Origin of the sequence: Anaerophaga thermohalophila DSM 12881, from assembly GCF_000191885.1 — a bacterium.
GTDB lineage: Bacteria > Bacteroidota > Bacteroidia > Bacteroidales > Marinilabiliaceae > Anaerophaga > Anaerophaga thermohalophila.
Genome location: NZ_AEWI01000043.1, coordinates 14,449 through 38,748 on the forward strand (window position 1 = coordinate 14,449; position 24,300 = coordinate 38,748).

General features: G+C 40.9%; 19 protein-coding genes. 18 read left to right on the forward strand and 1 reads right to left on the reverse strand.

Annotation, left to right across the window (positions count from 1 at the left end):
* The first annotated feature begins 196 nt into the window (after nucleotides 1-196).
* The 3 genes from ppdK (at nucleotide 197) to def (ending at nucleotide 4,143) form a co-directional block, all read left to right on the forward strand.
* Nucleotides 197-2,908: a pyruvate, phosphate dikinase gene (gene ppdK / locus ATH1_RS0112405; protein WP_010422269.1), complete on the forward strand. Its 2,712-nt coding sequence runs from the start codon at nucleotides 197-199 to the stop codon at nucleotides 2,906-2,908.
* Nucleotides 2,909-2,997: 89 nt separating this feature from the next.
* Nucleotides 2,998-3,417, forward strand: a complete 420-nt coding sequence (gene ruvX, locus ATH1_RS0112410; protein WP_010422272.1) for a Holliday junction resolvase RuvX — start codon at nucleotides 2,998-3,000, stop codon at nucleotides 3,415-3,417.
* Nucleotides 3,418-3,585: 168 nt separating this feature from the next.
* Entirely contained in the window at nucleotides 3,586-4,143 is a 558-nt protein-coding gene (gene def, locus ATH1_RS0112415) for a peptide deformylase (RefSeq protein ID WP_010422275.1), read from the forward strand.
* A 40-nt stretch (nucleotides 4,144-4,183) separates the two neighbouring features.
* On the opposite strand, the gene ATH1_RS0112420 is transcribed toward def, so the two are convergent.
* On the reverse strand, nucleotides 4,184-5,893 hold the full coding sequence (locus tag ATH1_RS0112420) for an asparagine synthase-related protein (protein ID WP_010422279.1): 1,710 nt from the start codon (nucleotides 5,891-5,893) through the stop codon (nucleotides 4,184-4,186).
* A 460-nt stretch (nucleotides 5,894-6,353) separates the two neighbouring features.
* On the opposite strand from ATH1_RS0112420, the gene ATH1_RS0112425 reads away from it, so the two are divergent.
* From ATH1_RS0112425 to ATH1_RS0112490, 15 genes are all read left to right on the forward strand, one after another.
* Nucleotides 6,354-7,124 (forward strand): polysaccharide biosynthesis/export family protein, encoded by a 771-nt coding sequence (locus ATH1_RS0112425; RefSeq protein ID WP_010422281.1) that lies wholly within the window; start codon nucleotides 6,354-6,356, stop codon nucleotides 7,122-7,124.
* A complete protein-coding gene (locus ATH1_RS0112430) occupies nucleotides 7,121-9,469 on the forward strand; it encodes a GumC family protein (RefSeq protein ID WP_010422286.1) in 2,349 nt (782 codons plus the stop codon). Before ATH1_RS0112425 ends, ATH1_RS0112430 begins: the two co-directional genes overlap by 4 nt.
* A complete protein-coding gene (locus ATH1_RS0112435; protein WP_010422289.1) occupies nucleotides 9,453-10,703 on the forward strand; it encodes an O-antigen ligase family protein in 1,251 nt (416 codons plus the stop codon). Before ATH1_RS0112430 ends, ATH1_RS0112435 begins: the two co-directional genes overlap by 17 nt.
* A complete protein-coding gene (locus ATH1_RS0112440; RefSeq protein WP_010422291.1) occupies nucleotides 10,678-12,060 on the forward strand; it encodes an MATE family efflux transporter in 1,383 nt (460 codons plus the stop codon). Before ATH1_RS0112435 ends, ATH1_RS0112440 begins: the two co-directional genes overlap by 26 nt.
* Before the next feature lie 294 nt (nucleotides 12,061-12,354).
* Nucleotides 12,355-13,602, forward strand: a complete 1,248-nt coding sequence (locus ATH1_RS0112445) for a glycosyltransferase (RefSeq protein WP_010422294.1) — start codon at nucleotides 12,355-12,357, stop codon at nucleotides 13,600-13,602.
* A gap of 8 nt (nucleotides 13,603-13,610) precedes the next feature.
* Complete coding sequence (locus tag ATH1_RS0112450) at nucleotides 13,611-14,453, forward strand: glycosyltransferase family 2 protein (RefSeq protein WP_010422297.1); 843 nt, start codon at nucleotides 13,611-13,613, stop codon at nucleotides 14,451-14,453.
* A 47-nt stretch (nucleotides 14,454-14,500) separates the two neighbouring features.
* Nucleotides 14,501-15,667, forward strand: coding sequence for a sugar-transfer associated ATP-grasp domain-containing protein (locus ATH1_RS0112455; protein ID WP_010422299.1), 1,167 nt, complete (start codon nucleotides 14,501-14,503; stop codon nucleotides 15,665-15,667).
* A 10-nt stretch (nucleotides 15,668-15,677) separates the two neighbouring features.
* Complete coding sequence (locus ATH1_RS0112460) at nucleotides 15,678-16,853, forward strand: sugar-transfer associated ATP-grasp domain-containing protein (protein WP_044115243.1); 1,176 nt, start codon at nucleotides 15,678-15,680, stop codon at nucleotides 16,851-16,853.
* Between the two features lie 4 nt (nucleotides 16,854-16,857).
* Complete coding sequence (locus ATH1_RS0112465; RefSeq protein ID WP_010422305.1) at nucleotides 16,858-18,081, forward strand: asparagine synthase-related protein; 1,224 nt, start codon at nucleotides 16,858-16,860, stop codon at nucleotides 18,079-18,081.
* Between the two features lie 234 nt (nucleotides 18,082-18,315).
* The gene (locus ATH1_RS0112470; RefSeq protein WP_139035398.1) at nucleotides 18,316-19,446 is read left to right on the forward strand and encodes a glycosyltransferase; all 1,131 of its coding nucleotides are present in this window, start codon (nucleotides 18,316-18,318) and stop codon (nucleotides 19,444-19,446) included.
* 3 nt (nucleotides 19,447-19,449) lie between these two features.
* Nucleotides 19,450-20,541: a glycosyltransferase gene (locus ATH1_RS0112475; RefSeq protein ID WP_010422310.1), complete on the forward strand. Its 1,092-nt coding sequence runs from the start codon at nucleotides 19,450-19,452 to the stop codon at nucleotides 20,539-20,541.
* A complete protein-coding gene (locus ATH1_RS0112480; RefSeq protein WP_010422313.1) occupies nucleotides 20,538-21,983 on the forward strand; it encodes a glucosamine inositolphosphorylceramide transferase family protein in 1,446 nt (481 codons plus the stop codon). Before ATH1_RS0112475 ends, ATH1_RS0112480 begins: the two co-directional genes overlap by 4 nt.
* Nucleotides 21,984-22,014: 31 nt before the next feature.
* Nucleotides 22,015-22,398 (forward strand): glycosyltransferase family protein, encoded by a 384-nt coding sequence (locus ATH1_RS20960; RefSeq protein WP_010422315.1) that lies wholly within the window; start codon nucleotides 22,015-22,017, stop codon nucleotides 22,396-22,398.
* On the forward strand, nucleotides 22,391-23,086 hold the full coding sequence (locus tag ATH1_RS20965) for a glycosyltransferase (RefSeq protein WP_010422318.1): 696 nt from the start codon (nucleotides 22,391-22,393) through the stop codon (nucleotides 23,084-23,086). The genes ATH1_RS20960 and ATH1_RS20965 overlap by 8 nt, the downstream gene beginning before the upstream one ends.
* Entirely contained in the window at nucleotides 23,064-24,233 is a 1,170-nt protein-coding gene (locus ATH1_RS0112490) for a glycosyltransferase family 4 protein (protein WP_010422321.1), read from the forward strand. Before ATH1_RS20965 ends, ATH1_RS0112490 begins: the two co-directional genes overlap by 23 nt.
* The last annotated feature ends 67 nt before the right edge of the window (nucleotides 24,234-24,300 follow it).

Below are 24,300 nucleotides of genomic sequence, written 5' to 3' on the forward strand. Positions count from 1 at the left end.
CGTGATGAACAACAGTGAAAAGGCCGGATTGTTGATGTTACAGTCCGGTTTTTTTCGGAACTATTTGACAAAGTGGAAGTAAAAAGCATCTAAACTTTCAAAATATTGAATTTTCCCTGGGAAAATAATTAATTTTAGACCTGAGAAATTGCAATTATTTAAGTGTTAATCATAAAACATTACAAAATAGATAATTATGAGTAAAAAGCGTGTTTACACATTTGGAAATGGAAAAGCAGAGGGCCGGGCAGATATGAAGGACCTTCTTGGTGGCAAAGGGGCCAACCTTGCCGAAATGAACCGCATTGGAGTACCGGTGCCACCTGGATTTACTATTACAGCGGACGTTTGTACCGAATATAATGAGTTAGGTCACAAAAAGGTCATCGAGCTTCTTAAAGATGATGTTGATAAAGCCATCGGTCATGTTGAGAAACTGACCGGTACGAAATTCGGAGATAAAAACAACCCACTTCTGGTTTCTGTACGTTCGGGTGCCCGTGTATCAATGCCCGGGATGATGGATACCATTCTTAACCTGGGGTTGAATGATGAGGTAGTGGAAGGATTGGCAAAAAAGACCGCCAACGAGCGTTTTGCATGGGATTCTTATCGCCGGTTTATTCAAATGTATGGCGATGTGGTAATGGGCCTGAAGCCCGAGTCGAAAGAGGATTCGGATCCTTTTGAAGAGATCATGGAAAAGGTGAAAGAGGAAAAAGGTATTGAACTGGATACCGAATTCACTGTAGATGATCTTAAAGGGTTGGTTCAAAAGTTTAAAGATGCTGTGAAAAAGCGTACGGGAAAAGACTTTCCCACCGATCCATACGATCAGCTATGGGGCGCTGTTGCTGCTGTTTTTGACAGCTGGCGTAATGCCAGAGCCGTTTATTACCGCCGCCTGCATGGTATTCCGGATGAGTGGGGTACTGCTGTCAACGTTCAGGCCATGGTGTTTGGAAACATGGGTAATACTTCCGCTACCGGCGTTGCTTTCAGCCGTGATGCTGCTACCGGAGAGAATATCTTCAATGGCGAGTATCTGATCAATGCTCAGGGTGAAGACGTTGTGGCAGGTGTTCGTACCCCGCAACAGATTACACTGGAAGGAAGCCGGCGATGGGCTAAACTTCAGGGCATTTCGGAAGAAGAAAGAGCCAGTAAATATCCTTCGCTTGAAGAGACAATGCCGGAGATTTACAAGGAACTTTTTGAAGTTCAAAGAAAGCTTGAAGAGCATTACAAAGATATGCAGGACCTTGAGTTTACCATTCAGGAAGGAAAACTCTGGTTGCTGCAAACACGAAACGGCAAACGTACCGGGGCTGCCATGGTGAAAATTGCCATGGACATGTATCGTGACAAGTTCATTGATGAGAAAACGGCACTTCTGCGTCTTGAAGCCGGAAAACTCGACGAGCTTTTACACCCGGTTTTCGATTCTCTGGCCATTCGATCGGCCAAAGTATTGACTAAAGGATTACCTGCTTCTCCGGGAGCTGCTACAGGTCAGATTGTTTTCTTTGCCGATGAGGCTGACAAATATGAACAAACCATACTTGTTCGTACCGAAACTTCACCCGAGGACCTTGAAGGAATGCACGTTGCCCGTGGTATCCTTACTGCCCGTGGTGGAATGACATCACATGCTGCCGTTGTGGCCCGCGGAATGGGAAAATGTTGTGTGTCGGGTGCCGGTAAAGTGAAACTTGATTATCGTGCCCGTACAATGACCATCGATGGTAATGTTTATAAGGAAGGAGACTGGATTTCATTGAACGGTTCAACCGGAGAGGTTTATGAAGGAAAAGTAGAGACACGAAAGCCTGATTTAAGTGGAGATTTTGGTCTGGTAATGGAACTGGCCGACAAGTTTTCACGAATGAGTGTGCGCACGAATGCTGACACGCCTAACGATGCTAAAATTGCTCGCGATTTTGGCGCAAAAGGTATCGGGCTGTGCCGTACAGAGCACATGTTCTTCGAAGGCGAGCGCATCAAAGCCATGCGTGAGATGATCCTGTCCACTTCTTACGAAGGTCGTAAAAAGGCACTTGCCAAATTGTTGCCTTATCAGCGGGAAGACTTCGAGGGTATTTTCGAAGCCATGGCCGGCTATGGTGTAACAGTACGTCTGCTCGACCCGCCGTTGCACGAGTTTGTGCCTCACCAACAAGCCACACAAAAAGCTTTGGCTGATGAGATGGGAGTACCCATTGAGCAAATCCGCAATACGGTTGCTGATCTGGAAGAATTCAACCCCATGCTGGGACATCGTGGCTGCCGTTTGGGTATTACTTATCCTGAAATTACTGAGATGCAGGCTCGTGCAATAATTGAGGCTGCTCTTAACCTTAAGAAGAAAGGAGTCGATGCACGTCCTGAAATTATGGTGCCTCTGGTGGGAACACTGAAAGAGTTCCAAATGCAGGCCGAAATTATTCATTCTACTGCCCAAAAAGTGTTTGAAGAAAAAGGCGATAAGATTGATTACCTGGTGGGAACAATGATTGAAGTTCCACGTGCAGCGCTCACTGCCGATGAGATAGCCAAAGAGGCCGATTTCTTCTCGTTCGGGACCAATGACCTCACGCAGATGACTTTTGGATATTCCCGCGATGATGCCGGAAAATTCCTGCCCATCTATCTGGACAAAGGTATCCTGAAAGAGGATCCTTTCCAGGTACTCGACCAGAAAGGAGTTGGTCAGCTTGTCGAAATGGGTACCAAACGGGGTCGTGAGGCCAAAAAAGAACTGAAAGTCGGTATCTGTGGTGAACATGGTGGTGAACCCTCTTCAGTTGAGTTCTGCCATCGCACAGGCCTGGATTATGTAAGTTGTTCGCCCTATCGTGTGCTCATCGCACGTTTGGCTGCTGGTCAGGCTGCTGCCCGCGAGCAATAAACAATTTTTGGATAATAGCTTATTTAGAAAGCGGGAGCCGGGCGGTTCCCGCTTTTTTTGTTAATTTTGTGCCCGAAAAATAAATTGTTGTGGGAAGAATCCTCGCCTTCGATTACGGTAAAAAGAAAACAGGACTGGCTGTTACCGATCCGTTACAGATCATTGCGAACGGGTTGGATACTATCCCATCGGCCAGAATCTATTCTTTTCTGGAGGAATATCTGGCCAAAGAAGAGGTGGAAGCTTTTGTGGTCGGACATGCTACCAAAGATTCAGGCGAAGACTCGGAATCCATGAAGCAAATCCGGCCGTTTGTTCGCTCTTTGCAAAACAAATACCCGCACATCCCCGTTTACATGGTGGATGAACGTTACACCAGTAAAATGGCTTTTCAGACCATGATTGATGCCGGGCTGAGTAAAAAGAAGCGTCAAAATAAAATGTTGGTCGATAAAATCAGTGCAACAATTATACTTCAGACTTATCTGGAAGAGAATAAACGGGGTTAGATATCTGATTGCTTGCCTGAAGGCGCGGAGTAATTTTTATCTTTCCCTTATACCACAATAGATCGTGAGATTTCTTTAATGTATTGCTATGCCAGACAATCAGACCAACACCCCTAACAATCTAACAGTCTAACAGTCTAACAGTCTAACAGTCTAACAATCTAACAAATGATATATCCTGTAGTTGTATACGGGCATCCGATATTAAGAAAAGAAGCCGAAGACTTTTTGCCCGAAGAAAAAGAAGAACTCAAACAATTAATTGACGATATGTTTGAGACTATGTACAATGCAGATGGTGTTGGCCTGGCAGGTCCGCAAATAGGTCTTTCCAAGCGTATTTTTGTAATCGATGCAACCCCTTTGGCTGATGATTTTCCTGAACTGGCTAACTTCAGGAAAGTTTTTATTAATGCCCGAATACTTGAGCGTGCGGGTGATAAAGTTATTGATTACGAGGGGTGTTTGAGCCTTCCGGGAATAAGTGAAGAAGTATCACGACAGTCAAAAGTGAAAATCCGGTATCTGGATGCCGATTTTAATGAACATGAAGAAATATATGAGGGTTGGTCAGCTCGTGTCATTCAACATGAATATGATCACATCCAGGGAATTTTATTTGTAGACCATCTGGCTGCATTGAAGAAGCGCCTCCTTAAAGCCAAACTGAACGCAATAAGCAAAGGAAAGGTGAATGTGAACTACAGAATAAAACTCCCAAAATAAGCGGTTGACATCTGTGGCTTTAACAAACGATTGTTGGTGTTTATATCTGTTCTTTCAATAACTTATTCATCTTTAAGACTATAAAAGTCCTGAAACCCAAAAGGTTGTAATCTATCGACAATTTGGAAGAGGCTCTGTCTTTTAAATAATTCTTTATTGAAACCGGAAGTATTTGTTTTAATAAGAGTTTTATAGAAAAAGGTTTAGCCTCATTGGATTTCTGATCGTCAGCTATTTTTAGGTTTTTAATGATCTGATTAAGAAATTCTTTCGAAAAAATTTCTTTGGCGAAATCCGATTCAAGTTCCTTTTTAATTAAGTCTACAATTCTTTTTTGTTTAACACTGTTGGGCAAAAGAGCTTCGGCGTGCCGGGTGGCGAAAGGCACTTTAGGGCTCATCGATTTGACGATTTTCTTGTATAAAGTTTTGTTATTACGCAAATGATCGGGTAATTTTCTTGCTTGCAGAAGTATCTTTTTTGAAAGAAGGGGGTTGGCAATTTCCACATAAGATAACTTGAGGTCGGAAAGAGCAGCCAGAGAAACAGGCTGGTGGAATTCATGATTAAGCCGGTCGGCCCACTGTTTAAGTGATTCGTTCTCTCTTTGCAGAAGATCATCAGGAATATCCTGCTCAGGAATATTGTATTTTCTGTATTCCTTCAGATTAGAATAATCAGAACACAAGCCAAGCCCGGGATAGAGTCTGGCTGTAAGCGTTGAAGACACTTCTTTCCCGCCAAAACCCTCGTCACCTCTGATAATGCCTTTGACACCACTTTCGAAAAGTGCCTTCCATATATAGAATCCATCCATGTAAGCGGCAAAATTGTCGAGGCGACCTTCTCCGTTAATTAAAAATCGATGAAGAATTTTTTCAGTTGGTTCATCCGATAAGTTGGTATAAAAATACTGATGTGAGACATTGAATGTATCGGCCAGTTTTTTTGCTATATAAGCATCGTTTTTCCGCTGTTTCAATGATGATTTAAGGCCCCATGTAACAGTCTTCAGATTGTCCGTTTTACCTTTTTGCTTAAGAAAGCAGAGAATGCCCCGGCTGTCGTACCCTCCCGAAAGAGGAAGCACCCAATCAGAAAAATTAAAGTCAATGGAATTAAAAGTTGATTCCATTGTTTGTTTCAGTTTTTCTTCGTGAAATTTATTGTCTTTTTTGACTTCTTCAAATACTATGGGGTTTTGTTTTGTTTGAATACTCCAGTCATGCTTATTCAGAATAACAGCAGAATCGGGTGGTACCATATTTATTCTTTTGTCCCAGGAATATTGGGGCCCAATACATCCGGTAGCAAGCATCCAGGGAATGACTCTTTGATTAAAATCAAATCCGCCGATAAACAGGATTATAGCCCGCTGCGAGGTTGAAGCCACAAAGAGATCATCGTTTTTATAATACCAGATGGTTCGTGAAGCAACCGCATCAGTAACCAACTCACAAAAATCATCGTTGTTACGAATAATGGCGTACGAACCGTCGGGATGTTTCTCACCGGGAATATGCCAGTTATCTGCTTCTTCGAAAAGCATGCCCAGCATCAGGCTGTTGTCTTTGATGATCAGGGTGTCTTGCGGGTTGGTTATTCCATAAGCGACATTGGTGTTTGTCACCACTTTATGTGGTATGGGAGTTATATTGTCGGGCGTTATTTTGTCACAAACGGAATGCATTTTATGCTCGGTATCCCGGGGAAGTTCTTTTCGTGAGCATATCCAAATGGTTTTGGCCATAATTTTTGATTTTTAGTTAGAAATTTCTGATATCCTGAATGGAAAAACTTCAACAACGTGGTGAAACTTTACAGTAAACATTTTACCACATTATCGCTGCATGTCATCAGAACATCTTATATAAACAGGTAAAAAATAAAACAACCATTTATAAATGGCAATGAAAAATTGATCAAATGCCGGGTTGTTTATGTGTATGTAATTCGGGGAGGTTTATCCATTATTAAAAAGCCTTCACCCTGTGTAGTCCTTAATTTGTCAAATGCCATGTTTAGCCGAAAGAGCTTGATATTTCCCGTTTCATTTTATATAACTGTTTGCAGGTTAGTGTCTAAAAGAAGATGTTGATACACTTTTATTCATGTTTTCGGGAGTGTTTAGCGAGAACCGTCGATAAAAAACAAATTGACATTCTCCTTTTACTTGCTCTAATTTTGCTTGAAAACATAAGGTAAACAGTATGTGGAGAATAATCATATTCAGTTTGATTCTGGCGCTTTTGTCGGGATGTATGACCAGACGCAGAATGGTTTATGTTCAGGACGAGGGTAAGAAAAAGGATCTTGGTGTAGAGTTTCTGAATGAACAAGAACGGGCTCTTGTGCAGACCTTTGATGAGTTGTACGTCCATGTCAGCAGTTTCAGTGAAGAAAACCCCGAAATGCTTTCGGGTGGCGAAGGAAGGATAGGCGGAAGAACCAGTACCGATTATTCATTGATATCCTATCAGGTTGATGAAAACGGGGATATTGATCTGCCCTTGTTAGGAAAGACGCATGTGGCCGGAAAAAACGTTGATGAGGTAGCCGCTCAAATACGGGAAGAGTTGAAAAGTTATTTTTATTCCCCTTCGGTAAAGGTGTCATTTGTAAATAAAAATGTGACAGTTATCGGCATGGTTGAGAACCCGGGACGGTATTTTTATTCGGGGGAGAACATCAATATTTTCCAGGCATTGGGCCTGGCCGGCGATATTCAGGAATATGGCGACAGGGAAAAGGTTGTTATTTTAAGGGAGAGTAACGGGCGAATAAGAAAAAACTCTGTTGACCTGACCGATAAACGTTTGTTCATTTCTGATTTTTACTATCTCAAGTCGGGAGATATTGTTTATGTGGAACCCTTGAACAGGAGGATATGGGGCATCGACCAGGTACCTTTCTCACTTATTCTGTCTGCCGCAACAACTTCATTGTTAATCTTTGATTACATAAGGAGGAATGATTTATGATTCAAAAGAACCAGGTTTCCGATGATGTGAGAAGTGTATTTCGTCGTCTTGTAAAATATTGGAAGTTATATCCTTTTTTTCTGATATTATTTATTGGGCTGGCTTTTTTTTACATAAGGACCAAGCCCGGCATACATGAGCTTAGTGCAAAGCTGGTGGTTCATGTGCGTGAAAGAGGCGTACAGGATCCGTCATCTTTTATCCCGGGTTCTGAATTATTTGCCGGACGCAACAATTTTGAGAACAGTTTACTCACCATTCAGGCTTCACCTATCATCCGGGAAGCCATTTCCAGGTTCAACAGCCGGGTGGAATATTACAAGGTTAATTTTTTTGATGATGTGGAGCTCTATAATTCCAGTCCTTTTAATGTAGTAATGGACGGCGCAGTGCCTCAGCTTGTCGGGGTGCCTATTCAGTTGGAGGTGCTGTCAAAAGACCGGTACCGTTTGTCTGTTGAAAAAGGAAGTGGAGGTGTTTATGACTTTTTGAATCAGTCGTTTACCAGAAAAGTGGAAAACCTTGAGTTTTCGGCAGTGGGAGAGTTCGGTAAGCCGTTGGAAAGTGATTATTTTAAATTTACTATATTCTGGGAAGAAGAAGCGGTACCGGAAGATGAGAATCTGTTTAAGTTTCAGATATTGACGGATGATCAGCTCGTGGCTGCTTACAAAGACCGGTTAATACTGGAACCTGCCAATCTTAACGGCACTGTGATTAATGTTAGTTTCAGAACGGGAAACACCAGTAAAGGAATGGATTTTCTCCAGGCCTTTCTGGAAACGGTTATTGAAAATAACCTTGAGCGGAAAAACCATATTGCCAATTCTACCATCGATTACATCGACAAACTGCTTGAATCGGTTTCTGATTCTTTGAGACGGGCAGAACGTACACTTCAGCGTTATCAGTCGGCCCGCGACGTGATGGACGTTAGCCAAAGCGCTGAACGACTCTATAATGAGTTGTCGCGGGTTAAAGAGCAACAACAGGAATATGAATCCCAGGTAGACTACCTTCGGTATTTGTCAGAACAGATTTCTCAGGATGATGATTATACAGAGTATTCCATGTCGGCCATTATGGCTTTGAATAATAATTCCCTGAGCATTCTTATGGAAGAGTATATTGGACTTGTCGGTCAGCGTACCCGCCTGATAGAAAACCAGCAAACCAAAAGTCCATTACTAAGTCAGGTGGAAGCCAGGATCAGCAATTTGAGGCGAACCATCCGTGAGAATGTCAGATATTCATTGAACATTGCCGGGCAAAACCTACGAAAAGCTGAAACACGGTTGGCCAATATAGAACAACAGATCAAGCAGTTGCCCGAAACACAAAGAAATTTGCAAACGTTTCGGCGCGATTTCAGACTCAATGACGAAACTTATACTTACCTGATGCAGAAAAAAGCTGAGGCTCAAATTGCGAGGGCTTCAAATTTGCCGGATTATGAGGTGTTCGATCCGCCTTCATATTCGCAACTTGTGAGCCCCAGGGCAAAAAGAATTACAGGTTTTGCCATTTTTCTGGCATTGTTTTTTTCAACGTTTACTGCTTTGGCATACGATAACGCTTTTGGTAAGGTTAAGGATGAAAAAGATTTTGCCGGTATGGATGGCGTTCATTATGTTGGGGAGGTTCTTCATACCCGGTCGCTTAAAAAAATGACAGGCAACAATCAGTTTACCCCTCAGGCCGAGTCGATTCGGACTTTGAGGAGTAATTTACTGGCATTTTGCAAGGGTGGCCTTCCACATTCCGGCAAATCGCAGCTCATCTTGATTTCTTCTTCCGTGCAGGGGGAAGGCAAAACATTTACATCGTTTTTTCTTTCACGCTCGCTGGCCGGTCTCAATAAACCAACGCTTCTTATGGAGCTTGACCTCAGGCGTCCTCGTCTTGTGCAAAATTACGCACCTGACTTAAAGAACAAGGCTGGACTGGTTGATTACGTGAATGGGGATATTGATCTGAAGAGTGTAATCTATCATTCATCAGAAGAAGGCTTTTATATTATTCCCGCAGGGAGTATGTCCTCCAATCCCAGTGAAATATTGGAGTCTGATAAATTCAGGGAGATGCTCGAAGAGGTCAGGAAACATTTCGATTTTGTGGTACTTGACTCAGCTCCGCTTATTGTAGCTGATACAAGGGCCACTATACCACTGGCCGATACTGTTTTGATGGTGACTCGTGCAGGATATACACCACTGCATGTATTGAAAAAGACCATTTCTAATATGAAAGAGTTTAAGGCCGAAAGGGTAGGACTTGTATTAAATGATGTTTCAATGGGGCTGAACCGGCGATATTATAACTACAAGTATGGTTACAGAAAATAATAATATATATTCTTTTCATTTCTGGGCCCATTGGTATTTTATTGCGCTTGTACTCTCGCCTTTGATTTGTTTTGTGGATTATTATTCTATAGATCAGGGGTTTGGTCGTTTATTTGGTAGTACAATTGTTTTTTTTGCTTTGATGTTGTTTATTGCCCGCGGGACAGAGAATGTAGTTTTCCGGAATTACTTGTCGGCCGGTATAATTCTGGCACTTTATTACACAACATGGGACCTTGTTTTGTGGCAGGATACGATTGCCCGGAAGGGAATTTTTTATGAATTTTTTCTGAATCGGACACTTCAAACGGTTGCCGTATTGTTTGTCGTGGATAACCTGACTTTTTCGGATAAGCTGATGGATGTGTTGGTACGGCTGATGAAAGGGCTGATTGTGCTGGGTGCAATAGTATCGCTGTTACAAGTTGTTTATGACCCTTTCTTTTTTACGCCGGAAAAATTTCGGGAATCGATGTTGCATTACGATTGGGGAACCAACGTTTTGCATGTGAGAAGGTTGTCGGTTTTTGGCTTTACCGATGTAAATGACGTGGGCTTGTCTTTTTTACCGATGGTTGCCCTGATTACCGGTTACGAAATCAAGGAGCGTGACAGAATACCGGTTTTAATACTGATACTGGCATTTTTTATTGCAGTAGTAAATAATTCAAGATATATACAGTTGGGATTTTTTGTAGCAGCAGCCCCGGTCTTATTTTACCAGAAAAGAGTTTTAAGAAATTTGCTGGTCGCCGCAGTCGGATTGGTTGTAATGGTTTTATTTATGGGGGTTGTGCTGCAAATCATCGGATATGATGTTTCTCAGTATGTTGAGGAACGTTTACTTGATGAATCGGGAGGAACCCGTATTCTGGCTTTTGAAATATTTATGAGGTTTTTCCCTGATAATCCTTTTTTCGGGACGGGCCGGCACCTCACTGATGATGTGATTGTAGCCTTAGCCAACCGTTCATCCCAGATTCATGTCGGATATCTTTCCCATTTGTTTTCTTATGGGCTTGTCGGCACGTTTCTGGCGTTTCTTTTTTGGGGGTTAATTACCCGGAGGTTGTGGCTGGTGGCCAAAAAAACGGGATTTTATGGTAGTTTTTTCGGATTTATGGTGTTCTGGTGGGCCAACGTAACGATGGTTTATTACTGGGTATTTACGTTTGGGCTCATTTTGTGTTATTTGTTTGCATCTTATTATGACTCAAAAGAGGAATCTGTTTGAAATACTTAAACGGCGATTTCTGAAATCGGATACCAAGCGAGGTGAAGGATTGAAGAAGAATATTCTGGGACTTCTTGCACTGAGAGGACTTGATGTGGGAGTCAGTTATCTTCGCTTTCCTTTGACACTGAAGTTTCTCGGCACCGAACTTCACGGCGTTTGGCTCACGCTGGGAGGAATAATTAACTGGTTTGGCTTTTTTAATGTTGGTCTGGGGACAGGCTTGCGTAATAAACTGGCCGAAGCTCTTGCTCAGGGTGAAATCTCTTTGGCACGAAGTTACGTTAGCTCAACTTATGCCATAATCAGTATAATTAGCTCAGTTTTGCTGGTTTTATTGATGATCAGTGTTTATACATTGGACTGGCCTGCGATTGTAGCTGTTTCGGATAGTTACGAAAGTATGCTTATTTCAACCCTTTTGATTGTCTTTTCTTTCTTTACGATTCGGTTTGTTCTGAAACTGGTTGGTATTATTTTGGTGGCTGATCAAAGACCAGCTTTAAGTCAGCTTTTACGTTCCATTTCCAGTGTTTTGTTTTTCATAGGGATATGGTTTGCACTGAAATACCGGATCATGTATGGAAACCTGGTTGTTGTTGGTGTGTTGTCAAGTGGTTCGGTTTTGTTGGTTCAGGCTGTGGCTTCTATAATTTTGTTTTCGGGCAGGTACAGGCATATCAGGCCATCTGTAAAATATGTCGACTGGCGAAAATTCAGGAGCCTTGCATCTATCGGTATTCAGTTCTTTATCGTTCAGATATCGGTTATTGTGATGTTTTCGACCGATAATATCATCATTGCCCAGCTTACCGGTCCGGCTGATGTTGTTCCCTATAACGTGGCACGAAAATATTTTGGCATTGTAGAGATGTTGTTCATGATTGTGCTTGAACCATTCTGGTCGGCATTCACCCAGGCTTTTGTAAAAAAGGAATTCAGATGGATTCGGAAATCCATCAACCAGTTGCTTATACTTTGGGGTATTTCCGTAGTCGGAAGTCTTATTATGCTGGCACTTTCGGGATGGGTTTATGACATCTGGATAGGGGAAATGGTTGCGGTTCCGTTTCATCTTTCGGTATTGATGATGTTGTTTTTTATGATAAAAACCTGGAATAATGTTTTTGTATATCTCATTAATGGAGTGGGGAAGATACGTTTACAGCTCTACATGTCGATTGTTATCACGGTAATAAACATTCCGTTATCGATATTTTTTGCCAAATATCTTGAGATGGGGTCGGGAGGTGTCATCCTTGGAACGATTGCCTGCCTGGCTTTTGGTGCAGTATTGCACCCGGTTCAATATAAAAAGATCATCAACGGAACGGCCCGGGGAATATGGGATAAGTGATTTAGTCATGAGCATGGAGCAGTGAGCATGGGACTGAACCCTTCCAGTGGTTTCCGACACTGGAAGTGATGGAAGGGAAGGATATGAGTACAGAGGTATAGAGATACAAGGTCCTCCTAAAGAGGGAAACTATGTGGCTAAAATAAAGCGGCATAACCAAAGGACTAACGAAAAATCCTCTTCCAGTGGCCTTTGATACTGGAAGTGGTGAAAGAAATATCTAATATCTAATATCTAATATCTAATATCTAATATCTAATATCTAATAATCTAACAATCTAACAATCTATTATAATGCATGTTTTATTTTTAAGCACAAACCAAAGTAAAGGAGGGGCCGCTATTGCAGCTAACCGGTACTTTAATGCATTTAGAAGTGTTGGTGGTGAATCTGCTTTTGCTGCGCTGAATGTGGAGAAGCCAGGGAATGGTTATGTTAAGCTAAAATACAGTTTCCCGTTTCGGAAACTGGTGAAGTATTTATTTAAAAAGGAGAAACGAAAAACGTTCAGACGGAAAATTCCCGGCGAAGGTTATTGGTCGGTATCCATGTATCCGCGCTTTCAGTACCGCAGGATAAAACGTCTGAAGCCCGAAATATTGTGTCTGAACTGGATTAACGACGATTTTCTGTCTGTGCGTGAGATAGGTAAGTTTAAAGTTCCGATAGTATGGGTGTTTCATGATATGTGGGGAGTTACCGGCGGATGTCATTATCCGGGCGATTGTACGGGATTTCAAACGGGATGCGGAAACTGCCCTAAGTTAAAATATTCGCATGAGCACGATTGGAGCCGGTATTTGTGGCGCCAAAAATATGAGAACTGGAAAGATTTGGACATTACCGTATTATGTCCCAGTCACTGGATGGCCGGTATGGTTAAAAAGAGCCTTCTTTTTGGCGATAAACGCATTGAAGTTTGTCCTTACAGCATCGAACTTGATGTGTTTAAGCCCATGAATTCTGTTACTCTCAGAGAAACCTTAGGGATAAGACAAGACCAGAAAGTTTTACTTTTTGGGGCAGTCAACTCCATGCACGATACGCGTAAAGGTGCCCACCTGCTGGTTGATGCTCTTACCAGGCTTGAAGGAAAGATTCCTGCCGATGATCTTGTCTTCCTTGTGTTTGGTGCAAAAAAATCACCTGAACTTGAGAAAGTTCCTTTTAAGGTTGTAAACCTTGGATTTATTCGTGAGAAAAGTGAACTGGCAAAGTATTATGCCGCAAGTACCGCATTTGTACTGCCATCACTGGAAGATAATCTTCCCAACACTGTTCTGGAATCACTGGCCTGCGGAACACCTGTTGTGGCATTCAATATCGGAGGAATTTCAGATATGATAGACCATGAGCAAAACGGATTACTGGTAGAAGAAACAGATACGAAAAAGCTTGCCGAAGCCCTGGAACGGATGGTAAAAATGCCGGACGATCAGTACCGTATGATGCAGTCTGATGCCCGCAAGAAAATAGAGACCGGTTTTTCACCCGAAGTCATTGGGAAAAGACTTCAGCAAATCTTTGAGTCAATAATGTAAAAATAATTATGAGTAAAACGAGTTTACCTAAAGTTACCATTGTAACACCATCATATAATCAGGCCGATTTCCTGGAAGAAACCATGCTCTCGGTACTGAATCAAACGTACCCGAACATAGAATACATTGTTGTGGATGGCGGTTCAACAGATGGTAGCGTAGATATTATCAAAAGGTACGAAAACCGGCTGTCCTGGTGGGTGAGTGAGACTGACACCGGGCAGAGCGATGCCATTAACAAGGGGTTTTCTCATGCTACAGGCGAAATATATAACTGGCTCAACTCAGATGATATCCTATATCCGGAAGCGGTGAGTGTTGCCGTTCATTTTATGCAAAAATATCCGCAGTACGAGTTGGTTTACGGCGACAGGGTTGTTATTGATAATAAGGGACGAATACTGGATGTTTTTGAACCGGTATCGGTGTCGAAACGTATGGCAGGATTTGCGCTTCGTATACCCCAGGAAACAACATTTTTTACTTCACGGATATGGCATAAAGTCGGAGGGTTGAACACGGAATTGCATTTTGTGATGGACTCGGATCTATGGCATCGTTTTTTGGAAGAGACACGGTTTTTCCATATACCGGTTTTTATGGGGGCTTATCGAAATCATGAGGAGTCTAAATCGGTATACGGGATGGGAAAGACTGTTTCGGAAAGAGCAATTACTGAAGTAAAATATCTTAGAAAAAATTATTCCACTTTTTTTTCCAGAATAAAATACCTCAGAAGAGGCATGAGATATTTTAATGTTTTTCAGCAGGCATATGAAAAAAACAAACGTAGACGACGATTATTGAAGGAGGAAGTTCGCGAATTGATCTTTGATAATGGGAAAAGTTAAATACTCTGTATGTTGTTTAGGTGATTTAATGACTATAATCCAGTGCGATGATACAACTCTCTAAAGGCGTAAGTTTTGCCTATAAGGTATTGCGTTCGTCCGCAGCTAAAATGTATTACCTGCGTGCCGATTTGGAATTCGATGAAAGCAATAGAAATGCTTTAAAGAAACTTCACCCAATAAAAAAGGTTGATAAAGAGGTGTTTAATGCTCATAAAAAAATGTGGCTTGGATGGAGTGCGTCTGCTTTTTTATCTATGAGTTCATTACATTTATTCAAGACCTTGAGTGATATTCAGACACCAAAATTTTTACCAATTAACGTGTATTTTACCACAGTAAATCCAATTCTAAATAATAAGATGATGGGATGGGCTTATGCCCAGAAAGGTAATTATTATCAACTTTTTGGTATTGACAATGAGCCTGTTACTATCCTAAGAAACTTAAATGGTCTTTTTTTCGATTTTAAAGGCAACAATATCAATAGTCCTAAAGATTTTTTGGAGACAGAATTGAAAAAGCTAACGAAAATTATAATTAAACCGGCATCAGAATCTTGGGGAGGAAAAAATGTACTATCATTTGAAAAAAATTTGTATGGAGAATGGAAATGCATTAACAATGAAAGAATCAACCTGGAATTATCTGAATTAGATACTATTTACAATGATAATTATGTTATTCAGGAATATTTGGAACAGCATCCTTTCTATAAAAAGCTAAATCCGACTTCATTCAACACCCTGAGAGTTTATGTTTACCGGTCAGTGATTGACCAAATTCCTCATGTATTGCATACTACGTTGAGAGTAGGAAGGGCTGGAAGCATCGTTGATAATGTAAAGGCAGGAGGTATAAGTTTTTATGTGATGCCTGATGGTAGGTTATTACATGGATTTGATCACGATTTTAGAAGAGTTGAATGGATATCCGGCGACCCATTAATTAAGTTGTCCGATTTGGGTAAAATACCGGGATTAAAAGATATTCATGATCTGGCTTTGTTTGTTGCAACAAAAATACCATATAGTCGTGTCGTGGCATTTGATATAAATATAGATAGTTATGGAAAGCCCAGATTGATAGAATTGAATACTTTTTATCCAGGGATTTCAATGCAGGTTTATGGATTTCCCTTTTTTGGAGAATTTACCGATGAGGTGATTTCATACTGTAAAGAACAGAAGAAAAACGATTATTTGATGATTTAATCAACTTACAATGAAAACGGTAGTAAAATATGAGTTATTAGTAAAATATCGGATGATTTTTGATTTCTTTTACAGAGCCCTGAAAAAAATGGTACGCCTGGCATCTAATCATCTTATCTATTCCGGTTGTCTTGTCACCGCATATCTTTCAAAAAGCAAAAGCTCCTTTTCTGACGGGGTATCTTCGCAGGAGGTAGGAGAATTTAAAAAAAGATGGAAAGGAATTTCGAATTATGTTCCAAAAGTATTTTTAGAGATTTACCAACCTTTTTCCGGGATAAAAACATCGGATTTTGTTCCGGATAGTATTTTTTTTACACACATTGAGCCGATTATGAACAATGTGGAGTTTTCACGCAGTTTTGCCGATAAAAACATGTATTCTCTTTTGATAGACCATAGCTTTCAACCTAAGGTTCTGCTAAGAAGAATGCATGGGCGCTTTTTAGATAGTGATTATCATACAGTTTATCATATAGATGATTTTCTTTCAATTTTGGCAGTTAATTATGAACGGGTTATCATTAAGCCTTCAATTTTGTCTCAGGGGGGCAGACGTATCAGGCTTCTCGAATCCAGGGACGGCAAACTTTTTTTTGAAGATGCACATGTAACCCTGGGCTGGCTGTCCAAAGAATATAATGACAATTTTCTGATTCAGGAATATGTCCAACAACATCCGTTCTATTCTGCCTTTAATTCTTCGTCTTTGAATACTTTGAGGATTTATACTTACCGGTCGGTAAAAGATGAAAAGGTTCATATACTCTCTTCTATGTTGAGAGTTGGGAAACCAGGATATTATATAGACAATATAAGTTTGGGAGGAAAAGCGTGTGGGTTGTTTGCGGATGGAAGACTAAATGGAATTGCTAATGATTACGAGGGAAAAACCTATAAGAGAGTTGGAAATGTTGACCTGACTTTACATGAGAAGGTAGTGGGATTTGAAGATGTGATCCGAAAAGCCAAAAAGGTTGCAGAAACTCAATACTATTCCAGGTTAATTGGATTTGACTTTTGTGTAAATGAGCAGGAGCAAGGTTTATTGATCGAATTAAACAATTATGATGTGGGAATTGAACGTGTGCAAAAATGCAACGGCCCCTTATTTGGTGATTTTACCGATGAAATTATTGACTATTGCAGAAAGAAAAAGGGATCTTTCAAATACATAATCCGTTGACAGAATGGAAATACACTCAAAAATATCATCCTTTCTTGAATTGGGATACTTTATGGATTATTCGGAGCAAACGGTTCGGCTTCCTGATAAAATATTCCCGACAGACCAAGATGGTCTGTCGCAGAAGGAACTGTTTGTCACGGCCAGGCAGAAGTTATTGAAATCTTTTAGTGCTGCCTTTTCACCTGGTCAGGTTTGTGTGGTTCCGTTAAGCGGAGGTCTTGACAGTCGTGCTGTTTTGGGTGGACTGCTTCAGTTTAGTGAGGCTTCCAACATCATTACTTATACTTTTGGTATTCCCGGATCGTTTGACTACGAGATAGCAGCGAAAGTTGCCAGGTCTGTTGGCGTCAATAATATCAGAATTTCCCTGGAAAAGTATGAGTTTTCGCTGGAGGAACTTTTGGCCGTGTCGAAAGCCATGGATCATCAAACCTTATTGTTTTTTCATACGCCTTACAGAATGGTTAAACGTGATTTTGGCGGAGGGGTTCATTGGTCGGGCTTTTTAGGCGAAGCGATTACCGGGGATCATGTTCGCGGCAATCTGGCCAGGTCGCTCGATGAAGCAGAAAGAAAATTTTTGAATTTCAACCGGTATGTGAAGGGAGAGGACAGTGCTTTGTTATCTGATGGCATGTCATACGCGCAAAATAAACTTGACCGTCCGCAACCCGCTCAGGGTTTTTTAACTTTTGAAGAAGGTCTGGACTTATTGAATCGTCAAAACAAATATATAGCACCTCATGTCATGCTGAAAACATTTGAGCATCGGGCTCCTTTCAATGACCCGGAAGTTATCAGGTTTTTTCTGGGATTGAGTGAGGCGCAAAAACGACATCAGTTTTTCTTTAAAGAATTCCTGCAATGGTGGAAGCCCGACCTCTTCAGTTTGCCTGTAAAAAACAATCTTGGATATTCTCTTGGCGTAGCCGGGTGGCGGTTAGAGTTCAGAAAGAAATGGATTGGATTCAGGAAAAGACTTGGAAACAGCAATGACCCTAACATCAATTATTTTAATTTTTCTGTACGGGTTGTTGATGATGAAGTATTCAAACAGCTTGTATGGTCCCAGTTGAGCGATCTGGATCAGCGAAAAATTTTGCCGGAAGCAATCAGGCCCTTGAAATTATGGAAAGAACATCAGGACAGAATTCAGGATCATGGTAAAATAATTCAGGGTCTTGCTTCTCTGGAGATTCATCTGAAAGCAGGAAAAAAGTTATGACACGGGTATGACAAGGAATGCCATTATTGCCAAAATAAAATGCGATGCCGAAGGTTTGGTACTAATTCTATATTAATGAAACGAGCATGACAAAGATTGCCTTAATAGATTATCAGATTTTTAGATATAAGATTTAAGATGAAATGAACACAGATAGTTTTTCCACAATAAGAATATGTATAAATCTTTCATGCGAGTTCCATCAGACCAATAATTTAAGTAAATTATATACGGATGAAAAATATGAAATTATTATATGTATCAGAAGTGTATCTTCCCGGTCGTAAGGCCAGTGGTATCCATGTAATGCGCATGTGCAAGGCATTTTCTGAACAAGGCCTGAAAGTCAGACTGTTGGCGTTTCGTTCGAAGCAGTACTCTGATGTTGAACATTTGTTTGATTATTATGGTATTGATGACAGTTTTGAAATTAAATTTTTGAGAAGTCCCGGTACCGGAAGGTTGGCAGCTTTTTATATGGCTTTAAGGGCAATGTTCGAAGTGCTTTTTTTTCGGCCCCATATTGCTTATACCCGTTCGCCTGTGTCCTCTTTGTTTTTTTCTCTTTTGAACCGGCCGTTTGTTTTCGAATCGCATGCAATAATGGATCGTTCCGCCCATAAATGGCTTTCTTCATTTTTTCAGCATTTTTCAAATGTAAATAACTTTCTTGGGCTGGTGGTTATTTCTTCAGCATTGAAAAAGATGTTTGTTGAAAAAGGAACCCCTCCCGAAGATATATTTGTCGCACATGATGCAGCCGACGCCAAGTCTTTGGACGAAAAAGGAGAATTAAAAGGTAATTTCGGCTTTAATGCCGGATATTTTGGGAATATATACAAAGGGCGTGGTGTTGAAATCATTGTTGCCATGGCGAAAAAGAGACCTGAAATAGGTTTTCACATTATCGGGGGGATTGCAGAGGATTTACCCGGAAACCCTGAACTCCCTGATAATTTGGTTTTTTATGGTTTTCTGCCTCCTTCTGAAGTTCATTTATACCGTAACGCATGCGATGTACTTTTAGCACCTTATCAGTCGGAAGTGTTTGTTTCCAATAAGCAAGCCTTTTCTACCAGTTTATATATGTCGCCACTGAAAATATTTGAGTATATGTCGGCCCGGAAGGCAATTATTGTAAGTGATATGCCTGTCTTGAGGGAGGTGTTATCGGATACTTCCTCCATGTTGGTTGCCCCGGCAGACGAAAATGCATGGGTAGATGCTATAGATATTCTGAAAAGAGATGAAACAAAGCGAGAAGAGATTGCACGAAATGCTTATCAGAAATTTTGTGAAGAGTTTACATGGGGTAAGAGAGCCGAATCCATTTTACAATGGTTACTTGACCGGTTAAAGAATTGACTTATGAAGGTTTTAATGATAATAGAAAGTTTGAGGGATGGAGGGAAGCAACGACGTATGGTTGAGTTGTTAAGGGTGTTCTCTGCCAGTAAGAAGTACGAAGTAATGGTACTTTTTCTTAAGAACTCTGTTCATTATGAAGAAATATATAATCTTCCCGGCGTGCAGACATATTATTTAGAACGCAGGTTTCGTTCCGATCCCGGTGTGTTTTATTCTTTTGTTCGTGAAGCCCGGAAGTTTGAACCCGATTTGGTTCATGCATGGGGAGGACTGCCGGCCATTGTTGCGTTGCCTTATGTGTTGTTCTACCGTAAGCCCTTTGTAAACGGGATGATTGCCAATTCCCGGCTTAAGCTTTTCTCGCCGGAATGGTTCAGGGTGAAATGTTCCTTTCCATTTTCAGACGTAATAATCTCAAATTCGGAAATCGGCCTTAAAGTATATAAGGTTCCTGAGCGCAAAAAAAGATTGGTAAGAAACGGGATTAATTTTGACCGTATTGTTCATCAGGATAGTACAGAGGATATAAGAAACCGCCTTGGAATTCCCCGTGATAAAAAAATTGTTGGTATGGTAGCTACCATCGACTGGCGCAAAAATTTTCCTATGTATGTAAATGCTGCCTTGTCGGTATTAGAGAAAAGAAATGATACTCTCTTCATCATAGTAGGTGACGGGCCGGATAGGGAAAAGATAGAGGCCATGATTCCCGAAGAGAAAAAATGCCATTTCTTTTTCACCGGAAAAATACACAATGTTGAAGAGGTGGTCTCCTTGTTTGATGTGGGAGTGCTGGCTTCTTATGGTGAAGGAACCTCAAACAGTCTGTTGGAATACATGCTTTTTGAGAAACCAGTGGTTGCAACGGATGTTTTTGGTATTAATGAGGTTGTAGAAGACGGAGTTAACGGCTATTTAGTGCCCCATGATAATTTTATTGAAATGGGAATAAAAATCTCCAGACTTCTGGACAACAGGATACTTGCTGTTAAGATGGGGAAAGAAGGCAGAAAGACCGTTGAATCCGGATATTCTATTGGTCAAATGGTAGCCGGATATGAAAATATTTACAAAGAAGTTATTCGTCTATGAAGAAGCGTCTGTTCATAGCAGTTGAGAATAGATATGTTGCCCGGTGGGTAGCAGATATGCTTAAAGATTTTTCTTCCGGAAATGAGGTGGAAATAAATCTCCTCATCACGAAGCAACAGAAAACCGGTAGTCGGGTTTTAGACAGATTTTTACCCCCAAAACTCAGAAAAATTTTCAGTAAAGTGGATATAACCGGTTTGTTTCCTGTAGTTTCCGGTGATAACAGTTCCCCCTTTTTGGGAATGGTTTCACATCAATTGCGGAAATTAATCCCGGATACCGGCAATTTTCCTTCCAAAAGATTGTTTTTGGAAAAGGGGAATAAGATAAGTGCCGGTGGATATGAGGGTGCCTGGTTTTTTCTTTGGCACTTTTTGGCACTTTCCTCTCCTCTTGTAATAAAGGATGAAGATGCGAATTGCAGTTATCATGCATTTTTTCAGGTTGGCAGCTACAGCTTTGAAAAAAACTCCGGTTTTTTAAGATTCAATATCGAAAAGCTTCTGAATCAATTGATTTTTGCCGGGAGTCATGGTTTACCAAAAGCTAAATCATCTGATATTCAGAGAGGCAAGTTATTGAAAATACTCAAATATCCGTTTTGGAAATTTTTTCAGAAATATCGCGAGAGATTTCTTGCTCCCCGATGGCGATTAATTACAATGGATATAGAGGCTCTGAATGAGATGAAACGGATTAATTCTAAAGTGATTTCTCCCCCTGTCGGGTTAGAGTGGGCAGATCCAATGCTGGCTGATTCCAATGAAGGATTGTTTCTTTTTGTTGAAGAAGAAGTGAATGACAAAGGACACATTTCGGTAGTTCGTTTAAACAGAGAGACTCTGTCTTTTACTGAGGCTCCGCAAAAAATCATCGAGAAGCCCACCCATCTGTCATATCCATTTGTTTTCAGAGTTGGCTCCGACTGGTATATGATACCCGAGAGCAGTGAAGAAAGAAAAATGACCATATACAAATCATTGCAGTTCCCCCTGGTTTGGGTGCCGGTCAGGAATGTTTTCGAAAATGAACAATGGGTAGATACAACACCTTTTTTCCACGATGGTAAGTGGTGGATTTTTTCGGTGAAAAAACGGGTTGATTATGCATCCTCCTACCAGGATCTGTTTTTGTTCTATTCGAATGATATCATTAACGGAGAATGGCATTCCCACCCTAAAAATCCGGTGGTTTCCGATGTTCGGCATGCCCGTCCGGCCGGAGCGGTCTTTTCATATCGTGGAAAATTATTTCGTCCGGCACAGAATTGCCTGCACAAATACGGGGGCAGTCTGATGTTGTGCGAGATAATAAGGTTGACCGACGATGATTATGAGGAGCAGATATGTGGAGAATTTCTTTTTCCCTGGTACAGTAAATTGTCATCGTTCCATACCATTGCTGTTTGCAATGACCGGCTGATGGGAGATTGTTATTATTAATTTTATCTGTTAATCTGATAATCTGATTTGCATGGCAATAGCAGTTTTTATCAAACAATTAAGTGTAGGAGGTGCCGAAAAACAAAGTCTTTTGCTTACCCGGGAACTACAAAAGCATTATCCTGCTTATCTGGTTGTCTGGAGCCGGAAGATAGTTTCCCCCGGCTACCAGGATTTTATTGAAATGAACAACTTGAATGTTATTTTTTTGGAAGGCCCGGCATTGCATAAAGCTTTCTTTCTTTGGCGTTTCTTAAAAGAAAAAAGGGTTTCTTTTTTATTTAATTTTCTGTTAATCAACAATTTTGTAGGAGGTTTGACGGGAAGACTCGCCCGTGTCCGAAAAATTTACGGAGGGATACGCAATTGTGAGATAGCATCAGGGAAATTGTTATGGCAAAAAAATAGTGCATAATTATATTTCACATTATACTATATTCAATAACTATGCCGGAACCGTTGCCCTTTCGAAGCAGGGATTCAGAAAGGATAAGATGCTGGTAATTCATAATGGCATTGATGTTGACGGGGAAATGTACCTGCGACAGGAAGCTTTGGTGCCCGTCATTTTTACGGCAGCACGATTCCTTCCCCAAAAAGATTACTTTACCGCATTGAAGGCCATTCAGATACTTAAAAGACGGGGCAGAAACTTCCGCTATGTTATTGCCGGTTATGGTCCGCAAGAAAATGAAATTAAATCCGCAATAAAAGAATTGGAAATTGAGGACTGCATACAGATGAAAGTAGCTCCTGATAATATTAAAGAGCTGTATCGTGAGGCTGACATCTATTTATCTACTTCGTTAAAGGAAGGTTTATCTAACTCAATAATGGAAGCTATGGCGGCAGCCTTGCCTGTTGTTGCTACAAGTGTCGGCGATAATGAGCATTTGGTAGAGAATGGACGCACTGGTTATTTAGCAGACAGAAAGTCACCTGTTCAGATAGCCGATGCTCTTGAAAAGCTGCTTGACAATTATCAATCTGTATTGCAGATGGGTGGGAAAGGATTTCAACGGTTGAAAGACAAATTTTCGACCCGTCTTTTTTTGAACCGATATAAAGCGTTAATTAGTGATGACAGACAAGAACCGAAATAATAAACCCAAAATCGGAGTTATCGGATTGAAAGGCTTGCCTGCATTTGGCGGCTCAGCAAGAGCGGGTGAGAACATGATGTTTTATCTAAAAAATGAATTCCATTTTGTGGTATTTAACACAGATACTCATACGTCACGTAAAACAGGCATTTACGACGGGATCGAACAGATCGTATACCCTGAATTTTTTATAGGCGCATTAAATACGTTTTATTATTATCTGCGTTCAACATTTCATTGTTTGTGGGATGGAAGTTTTGACGTAATTCATGTTTTTCATGTCGATGCGGCCTTCATTGTTCCTTTGCTGCGTCTTCGTTACCGGGTTGTATCGGGCCACAGGGCACGCCCCCAGTTTGCTGCCAAATGGAGCTGGCCGGTCCGTCAATACTTCAGATTTATGGAATGGTTGTTTTTTAAGATGCCTGCAGATGTAATAACTTCAGTCAGTCGTCCCGTTGCAGAATTGTTTCAGCCCCGTACCAAAAGAAAAATTCTTTTTATTCCGAACGGGATTGTTTTTGATGAGAAGCTGGAGCTTCCGTTAATAGACGAAAGGAATTATGTGCTTTTTGCATCTGGCAGGATCATCGCATCTAAAGGGGTGCATTTGATGCTTGAAGCCCTTGTGAAAATAGGATATACCGGACGTGTTTTGATTATCGGGAATCGTTCTCATTCGCCGGAATATGCTAAAAAACTGGATAAAATTTCCAAATCGTTGAATATTCGTTTTATAAATCTTATCAAGGATAAACAATTGTTGATGGCTTATTTGAAGAACGCCCGGTTATTTGTCTTCCCGAGTTATCATGAGGGGATGTCGAATATGTTACTCGAGGCTGCCTCCGCTCGTGTACCATTGATATGTAGTGATATTCCTGAGAATAAACAGGTTTTTAACGACGATGAAACTTTCTTTTTCGAAGCAGGAAGCTCAACCGATCTTGCAAAAAAAATTGAGCAGGTGCTAAGCAACAGACCGTTGGCTGTTGAAGTTGCCCAAAAAGCCTATGATAGGCTTAAGCGTGAATATAACTGGAAAATCCTGGCAGAACAATATTCGAAAATTTATTGGAGACTTATAGAAACTAAAAAACCCCTGAATTCAGGTGATTCTGAAATTCAGGGGGGTGAAATTCTGTGAATGAGTCTGATCCTAAAAGAACTATTTTCGTCAGGGTCGAGAAGCGGGAAATTTTTGAGCCGGATTT

Bases quoted from the DNA above. Each gene is read 5' to 3' on its own strand.
- ATH1_RS20960 (WP_010422315.1), top strand. From the start codon at position 22,015: ATGGCAATAGCAGTTTTTATCAAACAATTAAGTGTAGGAGGTGCCGAA.
- ATH1_RS0112475 (WP_010422310.1), top strand. From the start codon at position 19,450: ATGAAGGTTTTAATGATAATAGAAAGTTTGAGGGATGGAGGGAAGCAA.
- ATH1_RS0112465 (WP_010422305.1), top strand. From the start codon at position 16,858: ATGGAAATACACTCAAAAATATCATCCTTTCTTGAATTGGGATACTTT.
- ATH1_RS0112420 (WP_010422279.1), bottom strand. From the start codon at position 5,893: ATGGCCAAAACCATTTGGATATGCTCACGAAAAGAACTTCCCCGGGAT.
- ATH1_RS0112425 (WP_010422281.1), top strand. From the start codon at position 6,354: ATGTGGAGAATAATCATATTCAGTTTGATTCTGGCGCTTTTGTCGGGA.
- ATH1_RS0112435 (WP_010422289.1), top strand. From the start codon at position 9,453: ATGGTTACAGAAAATAATAATATATATTCTTTTCATTTCTGGGCCCAT.
- ATH1_RS0112450 (WP_010422297.1), top strand. From the start codon at position 13,611: ATGAGTAAAACGAGTTTACCTAAAGTTACCATTGTAACACCATCATAT.
- ATH1_RS0112480 (WP_010422313.1), top strand. From the start codon at position 20,538: ATGAAGAAGCGTCTGTTCATAGCAGTTGAGAATAGATATGTTGCCCGG.
- ATH1_RS0112490 (WP_010422321.1), top strand. From the start codon at position 23,064: ATGACAGACAAGAACCGAAATAATAAACCCAAAATCGGAGTTATCGGA.
- ppdK (WP_010422269.1), top strand. From the start codon at position 197: ATGAGTAAAAAGCGTGTTTACACATTTGGAAATGGAAAAGCAGAGGGC.
- ATH1_RS0112440 (WP_010422291.1), top strand. From the start codon at position 10,678: ATGACTCAAAAGAGGAATCTGTTTGAAATACTTAAACGGCGATTTCTG.
- ATH1_RS0112445 (WP_010422294.1), top strand. From the start codon at position 12,355: ATGCATGTTTTATTTTTAAGCACAAACCAAAGTAAAGGAGGGGCCGCT.
- ATH1_RS0112430 (WP_010422286.1), top strand. From the start codon at position 7,121: ATGATTCAAAAGAACCAGGTTTCCGATGATGTGAGAAGTGTATTTCGT.
- ATH1_RS0112460 (WP_044115243.1), top strand. From the start codon at position 15,678: ATGAAAACGGTAGTAAAATATGAGTTATTAGTAAAATATCGGATGATT.
- def (WP_010422275.1), top strand. From the start codon at position 3,586: ATGATATATCCTGTAGTTGTATACGGGCATCCGATATTAAGAAAAGAA.
- ATH1_RS0112470 (WP_139035398.1), top strand. From the start codon at position 18,316: ATGAAAAATATGAAATTATTATATGTATCAGAAGTGTATCTTCCCGGT.
- ATH1_RS0112455 (WP_010422299.1), top strand. From the start codon at position 14,501: ATGATACAACTCTCTAAAGGCGTAAGTTTTGCCTATAAGGTATTGCGT.